The organism is Brevundimonas sp. 357 (assembly GCF_003938605.1).
Lineage (GTDB): Bacteria > Pseudomonadota > Alphaproteobacteria > Caulobacterales > Caulobacteraceae > Brevundimonas.
Genome location: NZ_RHWX01000002.1, coordinates 1 through 16,149 on the forward strand (window position 1 = coordinate 1; position 16,149 = coordinate 16,149).

The following is a 16,149-nucleotide window of genomic DNA, read 5'->3' on the forward strand; positions in this document are numbered from 1 at the left end:
CCGCAAGGGCGGTAGGCCGAGAGTAAAGCGTAACAGAGCGGCCCCCGGAGACATCCGGGGGCCGTTTTGCATGTCAGCCGTTCGGCGCGCCGGTCGCGGGATCGGTTTCCGTGCGGCCCGAGTTGCTGCTGCCCTCGGCGCCCTTGGGCTCGGTGGCCGGGCGAGGCGGACTGCCCTCCTTGTCGGGACGCTGGTTCTCGTTCTCGGTTTCGCGGGTCTTGGGGCGTGGTTTCGGCATGAGCACCTCCTGAATGAGGTCAATGCGGCGATACGCGGTGAAGCTCCGATCTTTTGTGCAAGGCGCTGAACGCTAACCCGGCCTCAAGGGCTTGGCCGTATGAGGCGGTGTTGGAACGGGACTTGCTGGGATCGTTCCGAAGGGAGCGTCATGTCGGGACCACTATCAGTTGAAATCCGCAACCTCGTCGACCTGTCGGCCGAGGAGGGCGTCCAATGGAACAAGTGGGCGCGCGCGGATCCGGACCTGAGCAGCCCCTATTTCCGGTGGGAGTTCGCACGGACGGCCGGGCCGATCTGTCCCGGTTCGGCTGTGGCCGTCTTCAAACGGGACGGCCGCGTCGTCGGCTATTATCCGCATCAGCGTCGGGGCGGGACGGTTCAGCCCCTCGCCGCGCCGATGAACGACTATCACGGCGTCATCGGCCCGCGCGAGGACAAGCCTTCGATGCAGGAGGCGGCGGCCTTGATCGGCGCGCCGCGTTTCGCCGCCGCCGCCTGGATCGGCGAGGCGCCGCAGGCGATGCTGCGCAATCACAGCGTGGTCTCCGTGGTGCCGGATGAGGGCGGATTCGACGCCTGGTACGCACGGCGCCGGAAGGCCTTCCCGAAATACTTCAAGGACAAGGAGCGCTCTCGTCGCGGCCTGGACGGTGCGTTCAGGGCGGTCGAAATCGAGATCGAGCTGCACGACCACGCCCTGCTGAAACGCCTGATCATCGAGAAGAGCGAACAGTACCGCCGCACGGGGCATCACGACATCTTCGCCTGCGGCTGGACGGGCGATGTCCTGCACGCCTTGATGGATTGCCGGGGCGAGGACGGCTTCGGCGCCTCCATGGCCGTGCTGCGGGTGGACGGACGGGTCGTCGCCATGGAGTACTCCATGCACGCCGGGCGTCATTTCCACCTGTGGTTCCCGGTCTATGAGCAGGAGGTCGCGCGCTGGTCGCCCGGCATCGTGCTGACGCAGGAGACGATCCGTCTGGGCTCGGAGCGAGGCTATCGCATCTTCGACTACGGCGTCGGCGTCGGCGGCAACTACAAGAAATACTATGACGACGGGGGCCTTGTGACCGTCGAAGGCGTTGTGGCTCGACCGGGCGTCGGCGTCGCCATGTGCGCGACGGCGAGCGCCGCCCTGGGCGTGCTGGGCCATGCACGGGCGGAGCGGTTGCGCATCAGCACGCGGCGGCGTTGGTCCGTGGTCGAGGCGTGTGAGACAAGTCTGGCCGGTCAGGCCTCGGGCGTGCTTAGAGCGGCCGCCGACATGGTCCGGAAACAAAAAGCGGCCGGCTCGGCCGATTGATGAGGAGAGCGGAATGACGGCTTCCATGACGCGCTACGCGGGCCCGATCACCCAGGCCGAGATTCACCCGCACGCCCTGGCGGCCGACGGCTTCGCCGAGGATCAGGCGCTGGCCGAGGTGCTGGACCGCTATCCGGCCGATTTGTTCGACATCAACCTGTACGACTATGACGACGAGGGTCAGGTCAGCCTGCGCACCGGCGCGCGCGGGCGCCTGAACGGCGCCGAACTGCTGGAGGCGATCCAGCAGGGCCGCCTGTGGGTCAATATGCGCAAGGTGGAGCAGGGCTGGCCCGAGCTGTGGCGCGCGGCCATGGTCGACTTCGAGCGCATCCTGGGCGGTTATGGTCTGAAGGCGGCCAGCGCCAGCGGCCAACTGATCCTGTCCTCGCCCAAGGCGCGGGTGCCCTACCACTTCGACGCCGGCGGCGTGGTGCTGTTGCACATGCGCGGTCGCAAGCGCCTGTTCGTCTATCCGGGTGATGAGGCCCATCTGCCGGAGCGCAGCATGGAGCAGGTCGTCACCCGCCAGACGACCGAAGAGATTCCCTATCGCCGCGCCTTCGAGGACGACGCTCGAATCGTCGATCTGGAGCCGGGCCAGGCGCTGACCTGGCCCTTCTATGCGCCGCATCGGGTGGAGAACCTGGACCGCTTCTGCGTCTCCCTGTCGGTGGAGTTCCAGAGCTGGCCGTCGCGTATCCGCAACGGGGCGCTCTACACCAACGCCTTCCTGCGCAGCCGGGGAGGGGAGCCGCGCACGACGGATCGCATGAGCAAGCCCGAACTGGCCGCGCGCTGGGCCGCTTCGGTGGCGTTGAAGCGCACGGGCCTGATGAAGAGCCGCATCGCCGCGTTCGAGCGGGATTTCGAGCCTGCTGTGGGCGCGACGGATGGCGCTGCGGCCTTGGCGCCGGATCGTGCAGGCGGTCCCGCAACCTGACGGTCGCCTTAGGTTAAAAGGGGTTCATGACCTCGATTTAAACTGACTTTGCGGGGCGCGGCCCTCAGTTTCGCCTGGACACAGAGACAGGGAGACCCCGCTGATGAAACCCGCTGCAATCGCCGCCGCCATGGGAACCGCACTGGCCGCATCCGCCGTTCTGGCGGCGCCGGCCATGGCCGAGGATGTGACGATCCGCAACGCCGTGGCGCGCGTCATCGTCATTCCGGAAGATCGCTCGGACGTCGGCGTCGAGATCACCCAGGGCTCGGCCGGCCTGCCGGAGCTTCGGATTGAACGCAGAGGCGCTCAGGTCCGCATCGATGGCGGCTTGGGACGCGGGCGCGGCATGAGCTTTAACGGCGGCCAGATCGGCTCGTGCAACAGCGGCCCCGCAGACGCTCGCCAACCCGGCGAAGGCGCGACGGTCGAGGTGCGCGGCAAGGGCCGCATTCGCATGGAGGAGGCCCCTCTGATCGTCCTGCGCACGCCGCGCGACGTGGATGTCAGCGGCGGCGGCGCCATCTTCGGTTCGGTGGGGCGCGGCGCCCGGTCCGTCGAGCTGGGTAATGGAGGCTGCGGCTCGTGGACGGTGGCCAACGTTGATGGCGATGTGGACCTGTCGGTCGGCGGATCCGGCTCGATCAGGGCTGGTACGTCACGCAATCTGGAAGCTGCGGTCGGCGGTTCCGGTTCGGTCTTCGCCGGCGCCACGGGCAAGCTGGACGCCAGCGTCGGCGGTTCGGGCGGCATCGATGTAGCGCGTGTGGATGGAGAGACCAACGTCGCCATCGGCGGATCCGGCGGCGTGCGGGTGCGCGGCGGCCGCGCCTCGACCCTGGAAGTCTCAATCGGCGGTTCGGGCGACGTGAGCTTCGGCGGAACGGCGGGCGATGTTTCGGTCGCCATCGCTGGTTCGGGCGACGTGCGAGTGGCCGAAGCCACGGGCGCGGTGTCCCGCTCGATCGTGGGATCAGGGGATCTGCGCATCGGTCGCTGACGCCGCGACCCCCTGAAGGAGAAGGCCCGGGAGCGTGGAACCCCTCGGGCCTTTTTCATGCCTGGGGCCTGGACGGTCCGGGCAAACAAAAACCCCGGCGGATCGCTCCGCCGGGGTTTCGTTGATCCGTGCGGTCGGAAGACCGCGAAGATCGCTTAGAGGCCGAGCAGGGCGGACACGCCGTTGTGCGTGCGGCCCAGGTTGGCGCCGGCTTGGTCGCGGGCTTGCAGACCGCCGCCGAAGCTGTAGCGCATGCCGATCTTGAAGACGTTGGCGTCGACGTCCAGGTCCGAGGACTTGACGTAGTCGTAGCCGCCGAAGACCGAGTACGGCGAGTTGGCGAACTGGTACTCAGCAGCCACGCCGGCCGACCAGGCGTCGACGTCGCCGGCGCCGATGAAGATGTTGTCGGCGTCGACGTTGGTGTAGGCGGCGCCGCCGCTCAGGCGCAGTTGCGGCGTGGCGTAGAAGGCGGCGTCGCCGGCCACGGTCCAGATGTCGGCGTCAGCAGCCGTGCCGTACGAGACAACGCCCGTCAGGGTGGCGCGGTCCAGGTACTTCTGGCCTTCCAGGCCGAAGGTGTTCAGCGTGGTGTTGCCCAGTTCCGAAGCGGCGTAGAAGCCGCCGAAGCGCATGTCTTCGATCTTCTTCGACAGGTGCACGGCGCCGGCCAGGGTGGTTTCGTCGCCGGCGTGCTGGACGTCCGTGTAGGCGGCTTCAGCGTTGAAGGTGACGGTCCAGTCGCCGAACACCGGCGAAGCGACGGTGCCGTCGATGACGCCGCGGTTCACGTCGGTGCCTTCGACGTCAGCGTAGTTGTAGGCGATGCCGACCGAGCCGATGGCGTCTTGAGCGAAGGCGGGAGCGGCGATCAGGGTCGCGGCGGCGACCGAAGCGAGAAAGACGGTTTTCATTTTCTTGTCCTTATGTACTGCCGCCAAACAAGCTTGGCCCGTCCGGCGATGAGCGAGACATAGGTCGCTCTTTGGCGCTTTGCCGTAACAAACATGTCATGCAGAGGTCACATCAGGGGCGATGTTGCCCAAAAGTGACGCATTGCGGCATAACTGCGTCAGTATGCGGCGCGCATTGCGGCAACGCCTTTCCGCGGCGTTCATCTGGCCGTTTTCCCGCCTCAGTCCCTAACGATCGGCCCGTGTTATGTTGCAGTGCGCGGTCAGGGAGGGGCGCGGGCGACGTGAGTCGCAAACCCTGACGGGGCGGGGATTTCCGCGCTTGACGGAAACGGAATCGGAAGGCATAAGCACCCCTCTTGTTGGACCGGCTGTGCACTTTCGGGTGCAGACGCGGTCCGCAGGGACGACCTAAGTTACTGTTCTTTGCAGCTTCTTGGGAACTTACGGCCTTCGCGGGGGACTGCGTGGGCCGCTCGTTTTTGCGGATTTGCGTTTCCTGGGGGCGAGTGATCGCTCTGAGGCTTCGGTCTTTGAAATGGTTCACAGGGACGCGGCTCCGGCCGCATGGGAATAACAACCGATATGGATCAAAGCATCCGCATCAGGCTCAAGGCCTTCGATCACCGCGTCCTCGACTTTTCGACGCGCGAAATCGTTAACACCGCCAAGCGCACGGGCGCGACCGTTCGTGGTCCGATCCCGCTGCCGACCCTGATCGAAAAGTTCACCGTGAACCGCTCGCCGCACGTCGACAAGAAGTCGCGCGAGCAGTTTGAAATCCGCACGCACAAGCGCGTGCTCGACATCGTCGACCCCACCCCGCAGACCGTGGACGCGCTCATGAAGCTCGACCTGTCCGCCGGCGTGGACGTCGAGATCAAGATCTAAGAAAGAAAGAGGCGGGATCCGACATGCGCACGGGCGTGATCGCCAAGAAGCTGGGGATGACCCGCGTGTTCGCCGATGACGGCGCACACGTTCCGGTCACTGTGCTCCAGCTCGACGGCTGCCAAGTCGTCGGCCAACGTACCAAGGAGCGCGACGGTTACGTCGCCCTTCAGCTGGGCGCTGGCGTTAAGAAGGCCAAGAACACGGCCAAGGCTCAACGCGAAGTCTTCGCGAAGGCCGAGGTCGAACCTAAGGCCTATGTAACCGAGTTCCGCGTGGGTGAAGACGCCCTGCTGGACGTGGGCGCCGAACTGTCGGCCGACCACTTCCTCGCGGGCCAGAAGGTCGACATCCAGGGCCATACCATTGGTAAGGGCTTTGCCGGCGCCATGAAGCGCTGGAACTTCGGTGGTCTGCGCGCCTCGCACGGCGTGTCGATTTCGCACCGTTCGCATGGTTCGACCGGCCAGCGTCAGGATCCGGGCAAGGTCTTCAAGGGCAAGAAGATGGCTGGCCATCTCGGCCAGGAAGTCGTCACGACCCAGAACCTGACCGTCGTCCGCGTCGACGCCGAGCGTGGCCTGATCCTGATCAAGGGCGCTGTCCCGGGTCACGACGGCGCCTACGTCAAGGTCAGCGACGCCATCAAGAAGGCCCGTCCCTCGGACGCCCCGTTCCCGGGCGCCGTGAAGTCGGCCGCTGCTCAACCCGCTTCGACCCCGGCTGAAGCGCCGGCCGTGGAAGCGACCGAAGGCGGTGAAGCGTAATGAAACTCTCGGTCATCAAACTCGACGGCAAGGCTGCTGGCGACGTTGAGCTGTCGGACGCCGTCTTCGGCATCTCCGACATCCGCGGCGACCTGCTGGCCCGTTACGTCAACTGGCAGCTGGCCAAGCGCCGCGCCGGCACGCACAAGGTTCAAACCCGCAACGAGAACTCTCGTACGGGCAAGAAGATGTACAAGCAAAAGGGCACCGGCGGCGCTCGTCACGGTTCGCGCCGTGCGCCGCAGTTCGTCGGCGGCTCGCGCGCCTTCGGTCCGGTTGTCCGTGACCACGGCTACTCGCTGCCGAAGAAGGTCCGCGCCCTGGCTCTGCGTCACGCCCTGTCGTCCAAGGCCAAGGCCGGCGACCTGGTCGTCGTCGACAGCGTCTCGGTCAAGGAAGCCAAGACGGCCTCGCTGCGCGAGACCTTCGGTAAGCTGGGCTGGACCAAGGCTCTGATCATCGCGGGTCCGGAAGTTGAAACCAACTTCGGCCTGGCCGCGCGCAACATCCCGCACATCGACGTGCTGCCGAACGCCGGCCTGAACGTCTATGACATCCTGCGGGCCGACAAACTGGTGCTGACCAAGGCGGCTGTTGAAGCCATCGAGGCGCGCTTCGCTGAGAAGGAAGCCGCATAATGGCCGCCGCTCAACCCACCGCCAAGCACTACGACACCATCCTGGCTCCGGTGATCACCGAGAAGGCCACGATCCTGTCGGAGCAGAACAAGGTCGTCTTCCGCGTCGCCGGCACGGCGACCAAGGACGAGATCGCCGCTGCGGTCGAAAGCCTGTTCAAAGTCAACGTCCTCAAGGTCAACACCCTGGTTCAAAAGGGCAAGACCAAGCGCTTCCGGGGCATCCTGGGCCGTCGCGTGGACATCAAGAAAGCGATCGTGACGCTGGCCGAAGGCCAGTCGATCGACGTCACGACGGGGCTCTAAGAAGATGGCTCTGAAGCATTACAATCCGACGTCGCCGGGCCGCCGCGCCCTGGTGCTGGTCGACCGTTCCGAGCTGCACAAAGGCCGCCCGGAGAAGTCGCTGACCGAAGGCCTGACCAAGTCGGGCGGTCGTGGTCAGGGCGGTCGCATCGCTGTCCGCTTCCGCGGCGGCGGCGCCAAGAAGCTGTACCGCAAGATCGACTTCAAGCGTCGCAAGTTCGACGTGGTCGGCACGGTCGAGCGTCTGGAATACGACCCCAACCGCACCGCCTTCATCGCCCTGGTTGTCTACCCGGACGGCGAGAAGACCTACATCATCGCGCCTCAGCGCCTTCACGCCGGCGACACCATCGTCGCGGGTGAGAAGGTCGACGTGAAGCCGGGCAACGCCATGCCGCTGCGCTCGATCCCCGTCGGCACCATCATCCACAACGTGGAGATGAAGCCGGGCAAGGGCGCTCAGCTGGCCCGTTCGGCCGGCGCCTACGCTCAACTGGTCGGTCGCGACCAGGGCTACGCTCAGATCCGTCTGGGCTCGGGTGAGCTTCGCATGGTCCTGGACGGCTGCATGGCCGTGGTCGGCGCCGTGTCGAACCCCGAGCACATGAACCAGAACCTGGGCAAGGCGGGCCGCAAGCGTCACATGGGCTGGCGTCCGCACGTCCGCGGCGTCGCCATGAACCCGATCGACCACCCGCACGGTGGTGGTGAAGGCCGGACCTCTGGTGGTCGCACCCCGGTTACGCCGTGGGGCAAGGACACCAAGGGCACCCGTACCCGCAAGAACAAGGCCACGGATAAGTTCATCATCCGTAGCCGTCACGTGAAGAAGGCTCGCTAAGAATGGCCCGCTCCTCCTGGAAAGGCCCGTTTGTCGACGGGTATCTGCTCAAGAAGGCCGACGCCGCTCAATCGTCGGGCCGCAAGGACGTGATCAAGACGTGGTCGCGCCGCTCCACCATCCTGCCGCAGTTCGTCGGTCTGACGTTCGGCGTCCACAACGGCCAGAAGCATGTGCCGGTGTCGGTCTCCGAAGAAATGGTCGGCATGAAGTTCGGCGAGTTCGCCCCGACCCGGAACTTCCCGGGCCACGCGGCGGACAAGAAGGCCAAGAGGAAGTAATCCATGGCCCAGACCAAGAACCCCCGTCGCGTTGACGCGACCGAGGCCCGCGCCAAGCTGGTCAACGTCCGCATCAGCCCGCAGAAGCTGAACCTGGTGGCCGCGTCGATCCGCGGTCTGCCGGTCCAGAAGGCGCTGAACGAGCTGGAATTCAGCCACAAGCGCATCGCTGGCGATGTCCGCAAGGTTCTGTACTCGGCGATCTCGAACGCTGAGAACAACCACAACCTCGACATCGACAACCTGGTTGTCGCCGAGGCCTTCGTGGGCAAGAACCTGGTGATGAAGCGTTTCGCGAGCCGCGCTCGCGGTCGCTCATCGCGCATCCTGAAACCCTTTAGCGAGATCACGATCGTGGTCCGTGAAGCCGGCGAGGCTGCCTGATGGGACAGAAAATCAATCCGATCGGTCTGCGCCTCGGCGTGAACCGCACGTGGGACAGCCGCTGGTTCGCCGGCGGCGCTGACTACGCCAAACTGCTCCACCAGGATCTGAAGCTGCGCACGTGGCTGAAGGAACGCCTGTCGGCCGCCGGCGTGTCGCGCATCATCATCGAGCGCCCCCACAAGAAGTGCCGCGTGACGATCTACGCCGCCCGTCCGGGTGTCGTGATCGGCAAGAAGGGCGCTGACATCGAGAAGCTCCGCAAGGACATCTCGGCCCGCACCGAAGGCGAAGTTCACCTGAACATCGTCGAAGTCCGCAAGCCGGAGACCGACGCTCAGCTGATCGCCGAGAACATCGCTCAGCAGCTGGAACGCCGTATCGCATTCCGCCGCGCCATGAAGCGTTCGATGCAGTCGGCCATGCGCCTGGGCGCCAAGGGCGTCCGCATCAACGTCTCGGGCCGTCTGGGCGGCGCCGAAATCGCTCGTATGGAATGGTATCGCGAAGGTCGCGTGCCGCTTCACACGCTGCGCGCCGACATCGACTACGGCTTCTATGAAGCCAAGACGACCTACGGCATCATCGGCGTGAAGGTCTGGGTGTTTAAGGGTGAAGTGCTCGAGCACGACCCGATGGCCCAGGACAAGCGTTGGGCCCAGGAAGCCTCGGGTCCGTCGTCCAACGAAGGCCGTGAGCGCGGCCCCCGCGGTGATCGCGGTCCGCGCCGTGGTCGTGAGGGCTGATAGGCCATGTTGCAACCGAAAAAGACCAAGTACCGCAAGGCCTTCAAGGGCCGCATCCACGGCTCGTCCAAGGGTGGTTTCTCGCTGAACTTCGGCTCCTACGGTCTGAAGGCCGTCGAGCCGGAGCGCATCACGGCGCGTCAGATCGAAGCGGCTCGCCGCGCGATCACCCGTCAGATGAAGCGTCAGGGCCGCGTCTGGATCCGTATCTTCCCCGACGTGCCGGTCTCCGGCAAGCCGGCCGAAGTGCGGATGGGTAAGGGCAAGGGCGCGGTGGACCACTGGGCCGCTCGCGTGGCCCCGGGCCGCATCATGTTCGAAATCGACGGCGTGCCGGACGACGTGGCTCGTGAAGCGCTGCGCCTCGGCGCCGCCAAGCTGCCGATCCGCACCAAGGTGGTCACCCGCCTGGACGCCGGCATCGTTACGGAGCAAGCCGCCTAATGACCAAGATCGCCGATCTCCGGTCGCAAACCGTCGACCAACTGTCCGACGAGCTGCTGAAGCTCAAGAAGGAACAGTTCAACCTGCGCTTCCAGGCCGCCACCGGCCAGATGGAAAAGACCCACCGGGTCTCGGAAGTGCGCAAGGACATCGCTCGCATCTCGACGCTTCTGCGCGAGAAGCGTGCGGCCTCGTAAGGAAACACCGATGCCCAAACGCATTCTTGAAGGCGTGGTCGTCTCCGACAAGGGCGACAAGACCGTCGTCGTGAAGGTCGAGCGCACCCTGCTGCACCCGCTGCTCCGCAAGACGGTCCGCAAGTCCAAGAACTACCACGCCCACGATGAAGCTAACGCTCTCAAAGTCGGCGATATCGCGCGCATCATCGAATGCGCCCCCAAGTCCAAGCTGAAGCGCTGGGAAATCATTTCCCCGGCCTCGGCTTCGTAAGAAGAAGGATCGGATCCCATGATCCAGATGCAAACTAACCTGGAGGTCGCCGATAACTCGGGCGCTCGCCGGGTCATGTGCATCAAGGTGTTGGGCGGCTCCAAGCGCCGCTACGCCTCGATCGGCGACACCATCGTCGCCTCGGTGAAGGAAGCGATTCCGCGCGGCCGCGTGAAGAAGGGCGACGTCGTTCGCGCCATCGTCGTGCGCACCGCCAAGGACATCCAGCGCAAGGACGGCTCGGTCATTCGTTTTGACAAGTCGGCCGCCGTCATCGTCAACAAGCAGAACGAGCCTGTCGGCACCCGTATCTTCGGCCCGGTTCCGCGCGAGCTGCGCGCCAAGAACCACATGAAGATCATCTCGCTGGCTCCGGAGGTTCTGTAACCATGGCCGCCAAGATCAAGAAGGGCGACAACGTCGTCGTCCTGACCGGCAAGGACAAGGGCCGCACCGGCAAGGTGATGCAGGTTCTGCCGACCGAAAACCGCGTCGTCGTGCAAGGCGTCAACATGGTTCAGCGCCACACGCGCCCGACCCAGGCTGACCCGCAAGGCGGCATCAAGCACAAGGAAGCCTCGCTTCACCTGTCGAACGTCGCGATCGCCGACGCCAACGGCAAGGCGACCCGCGTGGGCTTCAAGGTCGAGGGGGACAAGAAGGTCCGCTTCGCCAAGTCGACGGGAGACGTCATCTGATGGCCGACACCAAGTACACGCCGCGCCTCAAGGCCGAATATCAGGACCGCATCCGCGGCGTCCTGAAGGAAAAGTTCGGCTACTCCAACGAGATGCAGATCCCCAAACTGGACAAGATCGTCCTGAACATGGGTATCGGTGAAGCTGTCGCCGACTCCAAGAAGGCCAACGCGGCCCTCAAGGATCTGACGGCCATCGCCGGTCAGAAGGCTGTGCCGACCAAGGCTCGTAACTCCATCGCCGGCTTCAAGCTGCGCGAAGGCATGGTCATCGGCGGCAAGGTCACGCTGCGCGGCGCCCAGATGTACGAGTTCCTGGACCGCTTCATCACGATCGCTCTGCCGCGCGTGAAGGACTTCCGGGGCCTGAAGGGCACTTCGTTCGACGGTCGCGGCAACTACGCCACGGGTCTGAAGGAGCACATCGTGTTCCCGGAGATCAACTACGACCAGATCGACCAGATGTGGGGCATGGACATCGTTGTCTGCACCACGGCCAAGACCGATGAGGAAGCCAAGGCTCTCCTCACCGAGTTCAAGTTCCCGTTCGTGAACTGATCGGGAAGGGAAGAGAACAATGGCTAAGAAAAGCGCCGTAAACCGCAACGAAGCCGTCAAGGCCCTGGTTGCGAAGTATGCCGCGAAGCGGGAAGCCCTGAAGGCGACCGCCAACGACGAGAGCCTGCCGCTGGAGGAGCGCTTCGACGCGCGCCTGAAGCTGGCTGCCCTGCCGCGTAACTCCGCGCCGACCCGCATTCGCAACCGTTGCGAAGTCACGGGCCGCCCGCGGGCTTACTACCGCAAGCTCAAGATGAGCCGTGTCGCCCTGCGTGAGCTGGGCAACATGGGTCAGATCCCCGGCCTGACGAAGTCGAGCTGGTAAGGGGAGCGAACAGATATGATGATCAACGATCCCCTGAGCGACATGATCGCTCGCATCAAGAACGCGGCCACCCGCAAGCGTTCGTCGGTGCTCACCCCGGCTTCCCGTCTGCGTCAGCGCGTCCTCGACGTGCTGCAGGACGAAGGCTACATCCGCGGCTACTCGCTGGTTCAAAACCCCGGTGAGTTTCCGCAGTTCGAGATCGAGCTGAAGTACTTCGACGGCCAGCCGGTGATCGCCGAGATCGCCCGCGTGTCGAAGCCCGGCCGCCGCGTCTATTCGGCCATCAGCGATCTGAAGCCGATCAAGAACGGCCTCGGCATCTCGATCCTTTCGACTTCGAAGGGCGTCATGTCCGACGCCGCCGCCCGCGACGCCAACGTCGGCGGCGAAGTCCTCTGCAGGGTCTACTGATATGTCTCGTATCGGCAAGAAAACCATCGCTGTGCCGAAGGGCGTGACTGTCACGCTCAACGGCCAGGCCGTCACCGTGAAGGGTCCGAAGGGCGAACGCTCCTGGACCGTCGCCGAAGAGATCGAAGTCACGCAGGAAGGCGACGAACTGTCGCTGACCCCGCGTTCGGACACCCAGCGCGCTCGCGCCATGTGGGGTCTGTCGCGCACCCTGGTCGCCAACATGGTGACCGGTGTGACCGACGGCTTCGAGAAGACCCTGGAACTGGTCGGCGTCGGTTACCGCGCCGCCCTGAAGGGCAAGGATCTCTCGCTGCAGCTCGGCTTCTCGCACGACGTGGACATCGTTCCGCCGGAAGGCATCACCTTCGCCGTGCCGAAGCAGACCGAGATCAAGATCTCGGGCAACGACAAGCAGGCTGTGGGCGAAATCGCCGCCGTCATCCGCAAGATGCGTCCGCCGGAACCCTATAAGGGCAAGGGCGTGCGCTACCAGGGCGAGTTCGTCCGGCGCAAGGAAGGCAAGAAGAAGTAAGTCATGGCTCTCTCTCTTCAACAACAAGCCAAGCGCCGCGCCGAGCGCACCCGTCGTCGCCTCAAGGCGGTGGCCAATGGTCGTCTGCGTCTGTCGGTCTTCCGTTCGGACAAGAACATCTCGGCTCAGATCATCGACGATGCCCAGGGCATCACGGTGGCTTCCGCCTCGTCGCTGGAAGGCGGCAAGGGTTCCAAGGGTTCGGACGTCGCAGCCGCCGCCAAGATTGGCAAGCTGATCGCCGAGCGCGCCATCGAGAAGGGCGTCACGGACGTCGTCTTCGACCGTGGCGGCTACATCTATCACGGCCGGGTCAAGGCGCTGGCGGAAGCCGCGCGCGAAGCCGGTCTGAACTTCTAAGGGAACGGCAAGCATGGCTCGTGAACCCCAACGCGGCGGCGGCGATCGCAACCGTCGCGACAACCGCAACGCTCCCGTTGAAGGTCCGGATTCGGACATCATCGAGAAGCTGGTGCACATCAACCGCGTCGCCGCCACCGTCAAAGGCGGCCGCCGGTTCTCGTTCGCGGCCCTGATGGTCGTCGGCGACGGCAAAGGCCGCGTCGGCTTCGGTCACGGCAAGGCGCGCGAAGTGCCGGAAGCCATCCGTAAGGCGACCGAAGAAGCCAAGAAGACCATGATCAAGGTTCCGCTGCGCGAGAACCGCACCCTGCACCACGACGGCTCGGGCCGTTGGGGCGCCGGCAAGATCATGATGCGCGCTGCCCCTCCGGGCACGGGCGTCATCGCGGGCGGTCCGATGCGTGCGGTCCTCGAAACCCTCGGCGTCCAGGACGTCGTGGGCAAGTCGACCGGCTCGTCGAACCCCTACAACATGATCCGCGCCACCTTCGAAGCTCTGAAGGTTCAGTCGTCGCCGCGCCAGATCGCCTCCAAGCGGGGCAAGAAGGTGTCCGACCTGATGGGCCGCCGCAATGACGGCGCCTCGGCGCCGGAAGCCGTGGAGGGCTGATAGATGGCCAAGACCGAAAACAAGACTGTGACCGTCCGTCAGACGGCGAGCCCGATCCGCCGCAAGTCGGATCAGCGCGCCACCCTGGTGGGCCTGGGTCTCAACCAGATCGGCCGTGAGTCGACCCTGGAAGACACCCCCTCCGTCCGTGGGATGATCGCCAAGGTCGCCCACATGGTGGAAGTGGTCGAGAAGTAAGACGGATCGCCCTCTCCCGTTCGCGGGGGAGGGCGTTTCGCTTTATGAAGGAAGCATCTTGCGATGCTGACGCGGGTCGCTTAATCAGCGGCCCTTCAATTTATCCAACGCCGAGTCAGGACCGCCTGGCGGACCTGGCGCTAGAACCCGAAAGGATCAGGCAATGAAGCTGAACGAAATCCGTGACAACGAAGGCGCCGCCAAGAAGCGTATGCGCGTCGGCCGCGGCCCGGGCTCGGGCAAGGGCAAGACCGCCGGTCGCGGCGTCAAGGGTCAGAAGTCGCGTTCGGGCGTCGCCATCGGCGGCTTCGAAGGCGGCCAGATGCCGCTGTACATGCGTATGCCGAAGCGCGGCTTCAACGTGCCGAACGCGCCGAAGTTGGCTGAAGTCAACCTGTGGCGCCTGCAAGAGGCCGTCGACGCCGGCAAGCTGGACGCCAAGGCCGAGATCAACGGCGCGGCCCTGGTCGCCGCCGGCGTGATCCGTCGCGTCAAGGACGGCGTGCGCGTTCTGGGCGAAGGCGAACTGAAGGCCAAGCTGAACCTGGTCGTGTGGTCGGCCTCGTCGGGCGCCGTCAAGGCGATCGAAGCCGCCGGCGGCTCGGTCACCCAGCAGCGCATCGAAGCCGAAGCCAAGGCTGCGGCTCGCCTCGAAAAGCGCAACGCCGCTCGCGGCAAGGCGCCGGAACCCAAGGCTCCGAAGGGCGACGCCAACAAGATCTCGGCTCGCGCCAAGCGCACCGCCGCCAAGGCCTAAAATCCGATATCGTCATCCTGTCGGGGGCGCGGCTTTCGCGCCTCCGCCGGGATCGTCCGGACCGGGATGACGATTTTCCGAAAGCGGCCCTCGCAAGAGCGCCGCTTTCCGCCTATCTGACGACGGGCATAGTCGTGGGGACCGCCTGATGGCTTCGGCCGCTGAACAACTTGCTGCCAATATGAACATGGGCTCGTTCGCGAAAGCGACCGAGCTGCACAAGCGCCTGCTGTTCACGCTGGGCGCGCTGCTGGTCTACCGGATCGGCACCTATGTTCCGATCCCTGGGATCAACGGCGAGGCCTTCCTGGCCTTCTTCCAGAACCCGGATGGCCAACGCGGCATCCTGGACATGTTCAACATGTTCTCGGGCGGCGCCGTCGAGCGCATGGCCGTGTTCGCGCTGAACGTCATGCCCTACATCTCGGCGTCGATCATCGTCCAGCTGATGGGCGCGGTGTATCCGCCGTGGGAGAAGCTGAAGAAGGAAGGCGGCGAGTCGGGCCGCAAGCAGCTGAACCAGTACACCCGCTATCTGACGGTGTTCCTGGCCCTGGCCCAGTCCTTCGGCATCGCGGTGGGCCTGAACGCCCAGCCGGGCCTGATCGATCAGCCCGGCCTGTTCTTCATCATTTCGACGGTCACCGTTCTGACCGGCGGCACCATGTTCCTGATGTGGCTGGGCGAGCAGGTGACGGCGCGCGGCGTCGGCAACGGCATCTCCCTGATCATCTTCGCGGGCATCGTGGCGGTTCTGCCGTCGACGGTGGCGCGGATGCTGGGCCTGGCTCAGCAGGGTCAGATGTCGGCCTTCACCCTGCTGTTCATCGCCATCATGGCGGTGGCGGTCATCGTCTTCATCGTCTTCATGGAACGCGCCCAGCGCCGCCTTCTGATCCAGTATCCGAAGCGCCAGGAAGGCAACCGCATGACGGGCGGCGAGCGCAGCTTCCTGCCGCTGAAGGTCAACACCGCGGGCGTGATCCCGGCCATCTTCGCCTCGTCGCTGCTGATGCTGCCGACGACGGTGGCCCAGTTCACCGCCAATGCGAACCTGCCGGACTGGATGAGCTGGCTGCCCCTGGTGACGGCCCAGCTGACGCACGGCCAGCCGGTGTTCATGATCCTGTACGCCGTCCTGATCGTCTTCTTCTGCTTCTTCTACACCTCGATCACCTTCAACCCCGAGGACACGGCCGAGAACCTGCGCAAGTACGGCGGCTTCCTGCCGGGCATTCGTCCGGGCAAGCGCACGGCCGAGTATCTGGACTATGTGCTGACGCGCCTGACGGTGATCGGCGCCGCCTATATCACCGCCGTCTGTCTGCTGCCGGAGTTCCTGGTCAGCAGCCTGGGCAACAGCCTGTACTTTGGCGGAACGTCTATCTTGATCGTGGTCTCGGTGACGATGGACACTGTCGCCCAGATCCAGTCGCACCTGCTGGCGCACCAGTACGAGGGTCTGATCAAGAAGGCCAAGTTGCGCGGCCGTGGCCGGGGCGGTTCCGCTCCTGTCCGTCGCTGATCGGGTAGGGGAGCCCG

Annotated in this window: 26 protein-coding genes and 1 pseudogene; 25 read left to right on the plus strand and 2 right to left on the minus strand. The window is 65.0% G+C overall.

What is annotated here, in order from left to right; genetic code table 11:
* Nucleotides 1-73: 73 nt before the first annotated feature.
* The gene (locus tag EGK63_RS16420) at nucleotides 74-238 is read right to left on the minus strand and encodes a hypothetical protein (RefSeq protein WP_165906505.1); all 165 of its coding nucleotides are present in this window, start codon (nucleotides 236-238) and stop codon (nucleotides 74-76) included.
* Between the two features lie 150 nt (nucleotides 239-388).
* Between EGK63_RS16420 and EGK63_RS01700 the strand changes: the two genes are divergently transcribed.
* The 3 genes from EGK63_RS01700 (at nucleotide 389) to EGK63_RS01710 (ending at nucleotide 3,489) form a co-directional block, all read left to right on the plus strand.
* Nucleotides 389-1,546: a GNAT family N-acetyltransferase gene (locus EGK63_RS01700; RefSeq protein WP_165906506.1), complete on the plus strand. Its 1,158-nt coding sequence runs from the start codon at nucleotides 389-391 to the stop codon at nucleotides 1,544-1,546.
* Between the two features lie 13 nt (nucleotides 1,547-1,559).
* Nucleotides 1,560-2,489 carry a transcriptional regulator gene (locus EGK63_RS01705; protein ID WP_125899647.1) on the plus strand — a complete coding sequence of 310 codons (930 nt, stop codon included), beginning with the start codon at nucleotides 1,560-1,562 and terminating at the stop codon, nucleotides 2,487-2,489.
* A gap of 103 nt (nucleotides 2,490-2,592) precedes the next feature.
* Entirely contained in the window at nucleotides 2,593-3,489 is an 897-nt protein-coding gene (locus EGK63_RS01710; protein WP_125899648.1) for a DUF2807 domain-containing protein, read from the plus strand.
* A gap of 155 nt (nucleotides 3,490-3,644) precedes the next feature.
* Here the strand turns inward: EGK63_RS01710 and EGK63_RS01715 are convergent, their stop codons facing one another.
* Entirely contained in the window at nucleotides 3,645-4,403 is a 759-nt protein-coding gene (locus EGK63_RS01715; protein ID WP_125899649.1) for an outer membrane protein, read from the minus strand.
* 585 nt (nucleotides 4,404-4,988) lie between these two features.
* Here EGK63_RS01715 and rpsJ point away from each other — a divergent pair.
* The 22 genes and pseudogenes from rpsJ (at nucleotide 4,989) to secY (ending at nucleotide 16,132) form a co-directional block, all read left to right on the plus strand.
* A complete protein-coding gene (rpsJ, locus tag EGK63_RS01720) occupies nucleotides 4,989-5,294 on the plus strand; it encodes a 30S ribosomal protein S10 (RefSeq protein ID WP_003164367.1) in 306 nt (101 codons plus the stop codon).
* A 23-nt stretch (nucleotides 5,295-5,317) separates the two neighbouring features.
* A complete protein-coding gene (rplC, locus tag EGK63_RS01725; protein ID WP_087139530.1) occupies nucleotides 5,318-6,061 on the plus strand; it encodes a 50S ribosomal protein L3 in 744 nt (247 codons plus the stop codon).
* The gene (gene rplD, locus EGK63_RS01730; RefSeq protein WP_003164369.1) at nucleotides 6,061-6,699 is read left to right on the plus strand and encodes a 50S ribosomal protein L4; all 639 of its coding nucleotides are present in this window, start codon (nucleotides 6,061-6,063) and stop codon (nucleotides 6,697-6,699) included. The genes rplC and rplD overlap by 1 nt, the downstream gene beginning before the upstream one ends.
* A complete protein-coding gene (locus tag EGK63_RS01735) occupies nucleotides 6,699-7,004 on the plus strand; it encodes a 50S ribosomal protein L23 (protein WP_003164370.1) in 306 nt (101 codons plus the stop codon). The genes rplD and EGK63_RS01735 overlap by 1 nt, the downstream gene beginning before the upstream one ends.
* Before the next feature lie 4 nt (nucleotides 7,005-7,008).
* Nucleotides 7,009-7,845: a 50S ribosomal protein L2 gene (rplB, locus tag EGK63_RS01740; protein ID WP_003164371.1), complete on the plus strand. Its 837-nt coding sequence runs from the start codon at nucleotides 7,009-7,011 to the stop codon at nucleotides 7,843-7,845.
* Between the two features lie 2 nt (nucleotides 7,846-7,847).
* Nucleotides 7,848-8,126, plus strand: a complete 279-nt coding sequence (rpsS, locus tag EGK63_RS01745; protein WP_003164372.1) for a 30S ribosomal protein S19 — start codon at nucleotides 7,848-7,850, stop codon at nucleotides 8,124-8,126.
* A 3-nt stretch (nucleotides 8,127-8,129) separates the two neighbouring features.
* Nucleotides 8,130-8,510, plus strand: a complete 381-nt coding sequence (gene rplV, locus EGK63_RS01750) for a 50S ribosomal protein L22 (RefSeq protein ID WP_125899650.1) — start codon at nucleotides 8,130-8,132, stop codon at nucleotides 8,508-8,510.
* Nucleotides 8,510-9,256, plus strand: coding sequence for a 30S ribosomal protein S3 (gene rpsC / locus EGK63_RS01755; protein ID WP_003164374.1), 747 nt, complete (start codon nucleotides 8,510-8,512; stop codon nucleotides 9,254-9,256). Before rplV ends, rpsC begins: the two co-directional genes overlap by 1 nt.
* A 6-nt stretch (nucleotides 9,257-9,262) precedes the next feature.
* Nucleotides 9,263-9,700, plus strand: a complete 438-nt coding sequence (gene rplP, locus EGK63_RS01760) for a 50S ribosomal protein L16 (protein WP_003164375.1) — start codon at nucleotides 9,263-9,265, stop codon at nucleotides 9,698-9,700.
* A complete protein-coding gene (gene rpmC, locus EGK63_RS01765; protein WP_003164376.1) occupies nucleotides 9,700-9,897 on the plus strand; it encodes a 50S ribosomal protein L29 in 198 nt (65 codons plus the stop codon). The genes rplP and rpmC overlap by 1 nt, the downstream gene beginning before the upstream one ends.
* A gap of 10 nt (nucleotides 9,898-9,907) precedes the next feature.
* Nucleotides 9,908-10,150, plus strand: coding sequence for a 30S ribosomal protein S17 (rpsQ, locus tag EGK63_RS01770; RefSeq protein WP_087139529.1), 243 nt, complete (start codon nucleotides 9,908-9,910; stop codon nucleotides 10,148-10,150).
* 18 nt (nucleotides 10,151-10,168) lie between these two features.
* Complete coding sequence (gene rplN, locus EGK63_RS01775; RefSeq protein ID WP_003164378.1) at nucleotides 10,169-10,537, plus strand: 50S ribosomal protein L14; 369 nt, start codon at nucleotides 10,169-10,171, stop codon at nucleotides 10,535-10,537.
* A gap of 2 nt (nucleotides 10,538-10,539) precedes the next feature.
* Complete coding sequence (gene rplX, locus EGK63_RS01780) at nucleotides 10,540-10,848, plus strand: 50S ribosomal protein L24 (protein ID WP_125899651.1); 309 nt, start codon at nucleotides 10,540-10,542, stop codon at nucleotides 10,846-10,848.
* Nucleotides 10,848-11,405 (plus strand): 50S ribosomal protein L5, encoded by a 558-nt coding sequence (rplE, locus tag EGK63_RS01785; RefSeq protein WP_087139527.1) that lies wholly within the window; start codon nucleotides 10,848-10,850, stop codon nucleotides 11,403-11,405. Before rplX ends, rplE begins: the two co-directional genes overlap by 1 nt.
* A 19-nt stretch (nucleotides 11,406-11,424) precedes the next feature.
* Complete coding sequence (gene rpsN / locus EGK63_RS01790; RefSeq protein WP_003164381.1) at nucleotides 11,425-11,730, plus strand: 30S ribosomal protein S14; 306 nt, start codon at nucleotides 11,425-11,427, stop codon at nucleotides 11,728-11,730.
* Nucleotides 11,731-11,745: 15 nt separating this feature from the next.
* Nucleotides 11,746-12,144, plus strand: a complete 399-nt coding sequence (gene rpsH, locus EGK63_RS01795; RefSeq protein ID WP_087139526.1) for a 30S ribosomal protein S8 — start codon at nucleotides 11,746-11,748, stop codon at nucleotides 12,142-12,144.
* A gap of 1 nt (nucleotide 12,145) precedes the next feature.
* Nucleotides 12,146-12,679, plus strand: coding sequence for a 50S ribosomal protein L6 (gene rplF / locus EGK63_RS01800; RefSeq protein ID WP_087139525.1), 534 nt, complete (start codon nucleotides 12,146-12,148; stop codon nucleotides 12,677-12,679).
* A gap of 3 nt (nucleotides 12,680-12,682) precedes the next feature.
* Complete coding sequence (gene rplR, locus EGK63_RS01805) at nucleotides 12,683-13,039, plus strand: 50S ribosomal protein L18 (protein WP_003164382.1); 357 nt, start codon at nucleotides 12,683-12,685, stop codon at nucleotides 13,037-13,039.
* A 13-nt stretch (nucleotides 13,040-13,052) separates the two neighbouring features.
* A complete protein-coding gene (gene rpsE / locus EGK63_RS01810; RefSeq protein ID WP_003164383.1) occupies nucleotides 13,053-13,652 on the plus strand; it encodes a 30S ribosomal protein S5 in 600 nt (199 codons plus the stop codon).
* 3 nt (nucleotides 13,653-13,655) lie between these two features.
* On the plus strand, nucleotides 13,656-13,850 hold the full coding sequence (gene rpmD, locus EGK63_RS01815; RefSeq protein ID WP_003164384.1) for a 50S ribosomal protein L30: 195 nt from the start codon (nucleotides 13,656-13,658) through the stop codon (nucleotides 13,848-13,850).
* A 163-nt stretch (nucleotides 13,851-14,013) separates the two neighbouring features.
* Nucleotides 14,014-14,469 (plus strand): annotated as a pseudogene (rplO, locus tag EGK63_RS01820) (50S ribosomal protein L15); the annotation flags it as partial.
* A gap of 286 nt (nucleotides 14,470-14,755) precedes the next feature.
* Nucleotides 14,756-16,132 (plus strand): preprotein translocase subunit SecY, encoded by a 1,377-nt coding sequence (gene secY / locus EGK63_RS01825; RefSeq protein ID WP_003164387.1) that lies wholly within the window; start codon nucleotides 14,756-14,758, stop codon nucleotides 16,130-16,132.
* Nucleotides 16,133-16,149: the final 17 nt, after the last annotated feature.

What these genes read in the sequence shown, in the direction of transcription:
- EGK63_RS16420 (WP_165906505.1), bottom strand. Translation starts at nt 238, where the DNA reads ATGCCGAAACCACGCCCCAAGACCCGCGAAACCGAGAACGAGAACCAG.
- EGK63_RS01700 (WP_165906506.1), top strand. Translation starts at nt 389, where the DNA reads ATGTCGGGACCACTATCAGTTGAAATCCGCAACCTCGTCGACCTGTCG.
- EGK63_RS01705 (WP_125899647.1), top strand. Translation starts at nt 1,560, where the DNA reads ATGACGGCTTCCATGACGCGCTACGCGGGCCCGATCACCCAGGCCGAG.
- EGK63_RS01710 (WP_125899648.1), top strand. Translation starts at nt 2,593, where the DNA reads ATGAAACCCGCTGCAATCGCCGCCGCCATGGGAACCGCACTGGCCGCA.
- EGK63_RS01715 (WP_125899649.1), bottom strand. Translation starts at nt 4,403, where the DNA reads ATGAAAACCGTCTTTCTCGCTTCGGTCGCCGCCGCGACCCTGATCGCC.
- rpsJ (WP_003164367.1), top strand. Translation starts at nt 4,989, where the DNA reads ATGGATCAAAGCATCCGCATCAGGCTCAAGGCCTTCGATCACCGCGTC.
- rplC (WP_087139530.1), top strand. Translation starts at nt 5,318, where the DNA reads ATGCGCACGGGCGTGATCGCCAAGAAGCTGGGGATGACCCGCGTGTTC.
- rplD (WP_003164369.1), top strand. Translation starts at nt 6,061, where the DNA reads ATGAAACTCTCGGTCATCAAACTCGACGGCAAGGCTGCTGGCGACGTT.
- EGK63_RS01735 (WP_003164370.1), top strand. Translation starts at nt 6,699, where the DNA reads ATGGCCGCCGCTCAACCCACCGCCAAGCACTACGACACCATCCTGGCT.
- rplB (WP_003164371.1), top strand. Translation starts at nt 7,009, where the DNA reads ATGGCTCTGAAGCATTACAATCCGACGTCGCCGGGCCGCCGCGCCCTG.
- rpsS (WP_003164372.1), top strand. Translation starts at nt 7,848, where the DNA reads ATGGCCCGCTCCTCCTGGAAAGGCCCGTTTGTCGACGGGTATCTGCTC.
- rplV (WP_125899650.1), top strand. Translation starts at nt 8,130, where the DNA reads ATGGCCCAGACCAAGAACCCCCGTCGCGTTGACGCGACCGAGGCCCGC.
- rpsC (WP_003164374.1), top strand. Translation starts at nt 8,510, where the DNA reads ATGGGACAGAAAATCAATCCGATCGGTCTGCGCCTCGGCGTGAACCGC.
- rplP (WP_003164375.1), top strand. Translation starts at nt 9,263, where the DNA reads ATGTTGCAACCGAAAAAGACCAAGTACCGCAAGGCCTTCAAGGGCCGC.
- rpmC (WP_003164376.1), top strand. Translation starts at nt 9,700, where the DNA reads ATGACCAAGATCGCCGATCTCCGGTCGCAAACCGTCGACCAACTGTCC.
- rpsQ (WP_087139529.1), top strand. Translation starts at nt 9,908, where the DNA reads ATGCCCAAACGCATTCTTGAAGGCGTGGTCGTCTCCGACAAGGGCGAC.
- rplN (WP_003164378.1), top strand. Translation starts at nt 10,169, where the DNA reads ATGATCCAGATGCAAACTAACCTGGAGGTCGCCGATAACTCGGGCGCT.
- rplX (WP_125899651.1), top strand. Translation starts at nt 10,540, where the DNA reads ATGGCCGCCAAGATCAAGAAGGGCGACAACGTCGTCGTCCTGACCGGC.
- rplE (WP_087139527.1), top strand. Translation starts at nt 10,848, where the DNA reads ATGGCCGACACCAAGTACACGCCGCGCCTCAAGGCCGAATATCAGGAC.
- rpsN (WP_003164381.1), top strand. Translation starts at nt 11,425, where the DNA reads ATGGCTAAGAAAAGCGCCGTAAACCGCAACGAAGCCGTCAAGGCCCTG.
- rpsH (WP_087139526.1), top strand. Translation starts at nt 11,746, where the DNA reads ATGATGATCAACGATCCCCTGAGCGACATGATCGCTCGCATCAAGAAC.
- rplF (WP_087139525.1), top strand. Translation starts at nt 12,146, where the DNA reads ATGTCTCGTATCGGCAAGAAAACCATCGCTGTGCCGAAGGGCGTGACT.
- rplR (WP_003164382.1), top strand. Translation starts at nt 12,683, where the DNA reads ATGGCTCTCTCTCTTCAACAACAAGCCAAGCGCCGCGCCGAGCGCACC.
- rpsE (WP_003164383.1), top strand. Translation starts at nt 13,053, where the DNA reads ATGGCTCGTGAACCCCAACGCGGCGGCGGCGATCGCAACCGTCGCGAC.
- rpmD (WP_003164384.1), top strand. Translation starts at nt 13,656, where the DNA reads ATGGCCAAGACCGAAAACAAGACTGTGACCGTCCGTCAGACGGCGAGC.
- secY (WP_003164387.1), top strand. Translation starts at nt 14,756, where the DNA reads ATGGCTTCGGCCGCTGAACAACTTGCTGCCAATATGAACATGGGCTCG.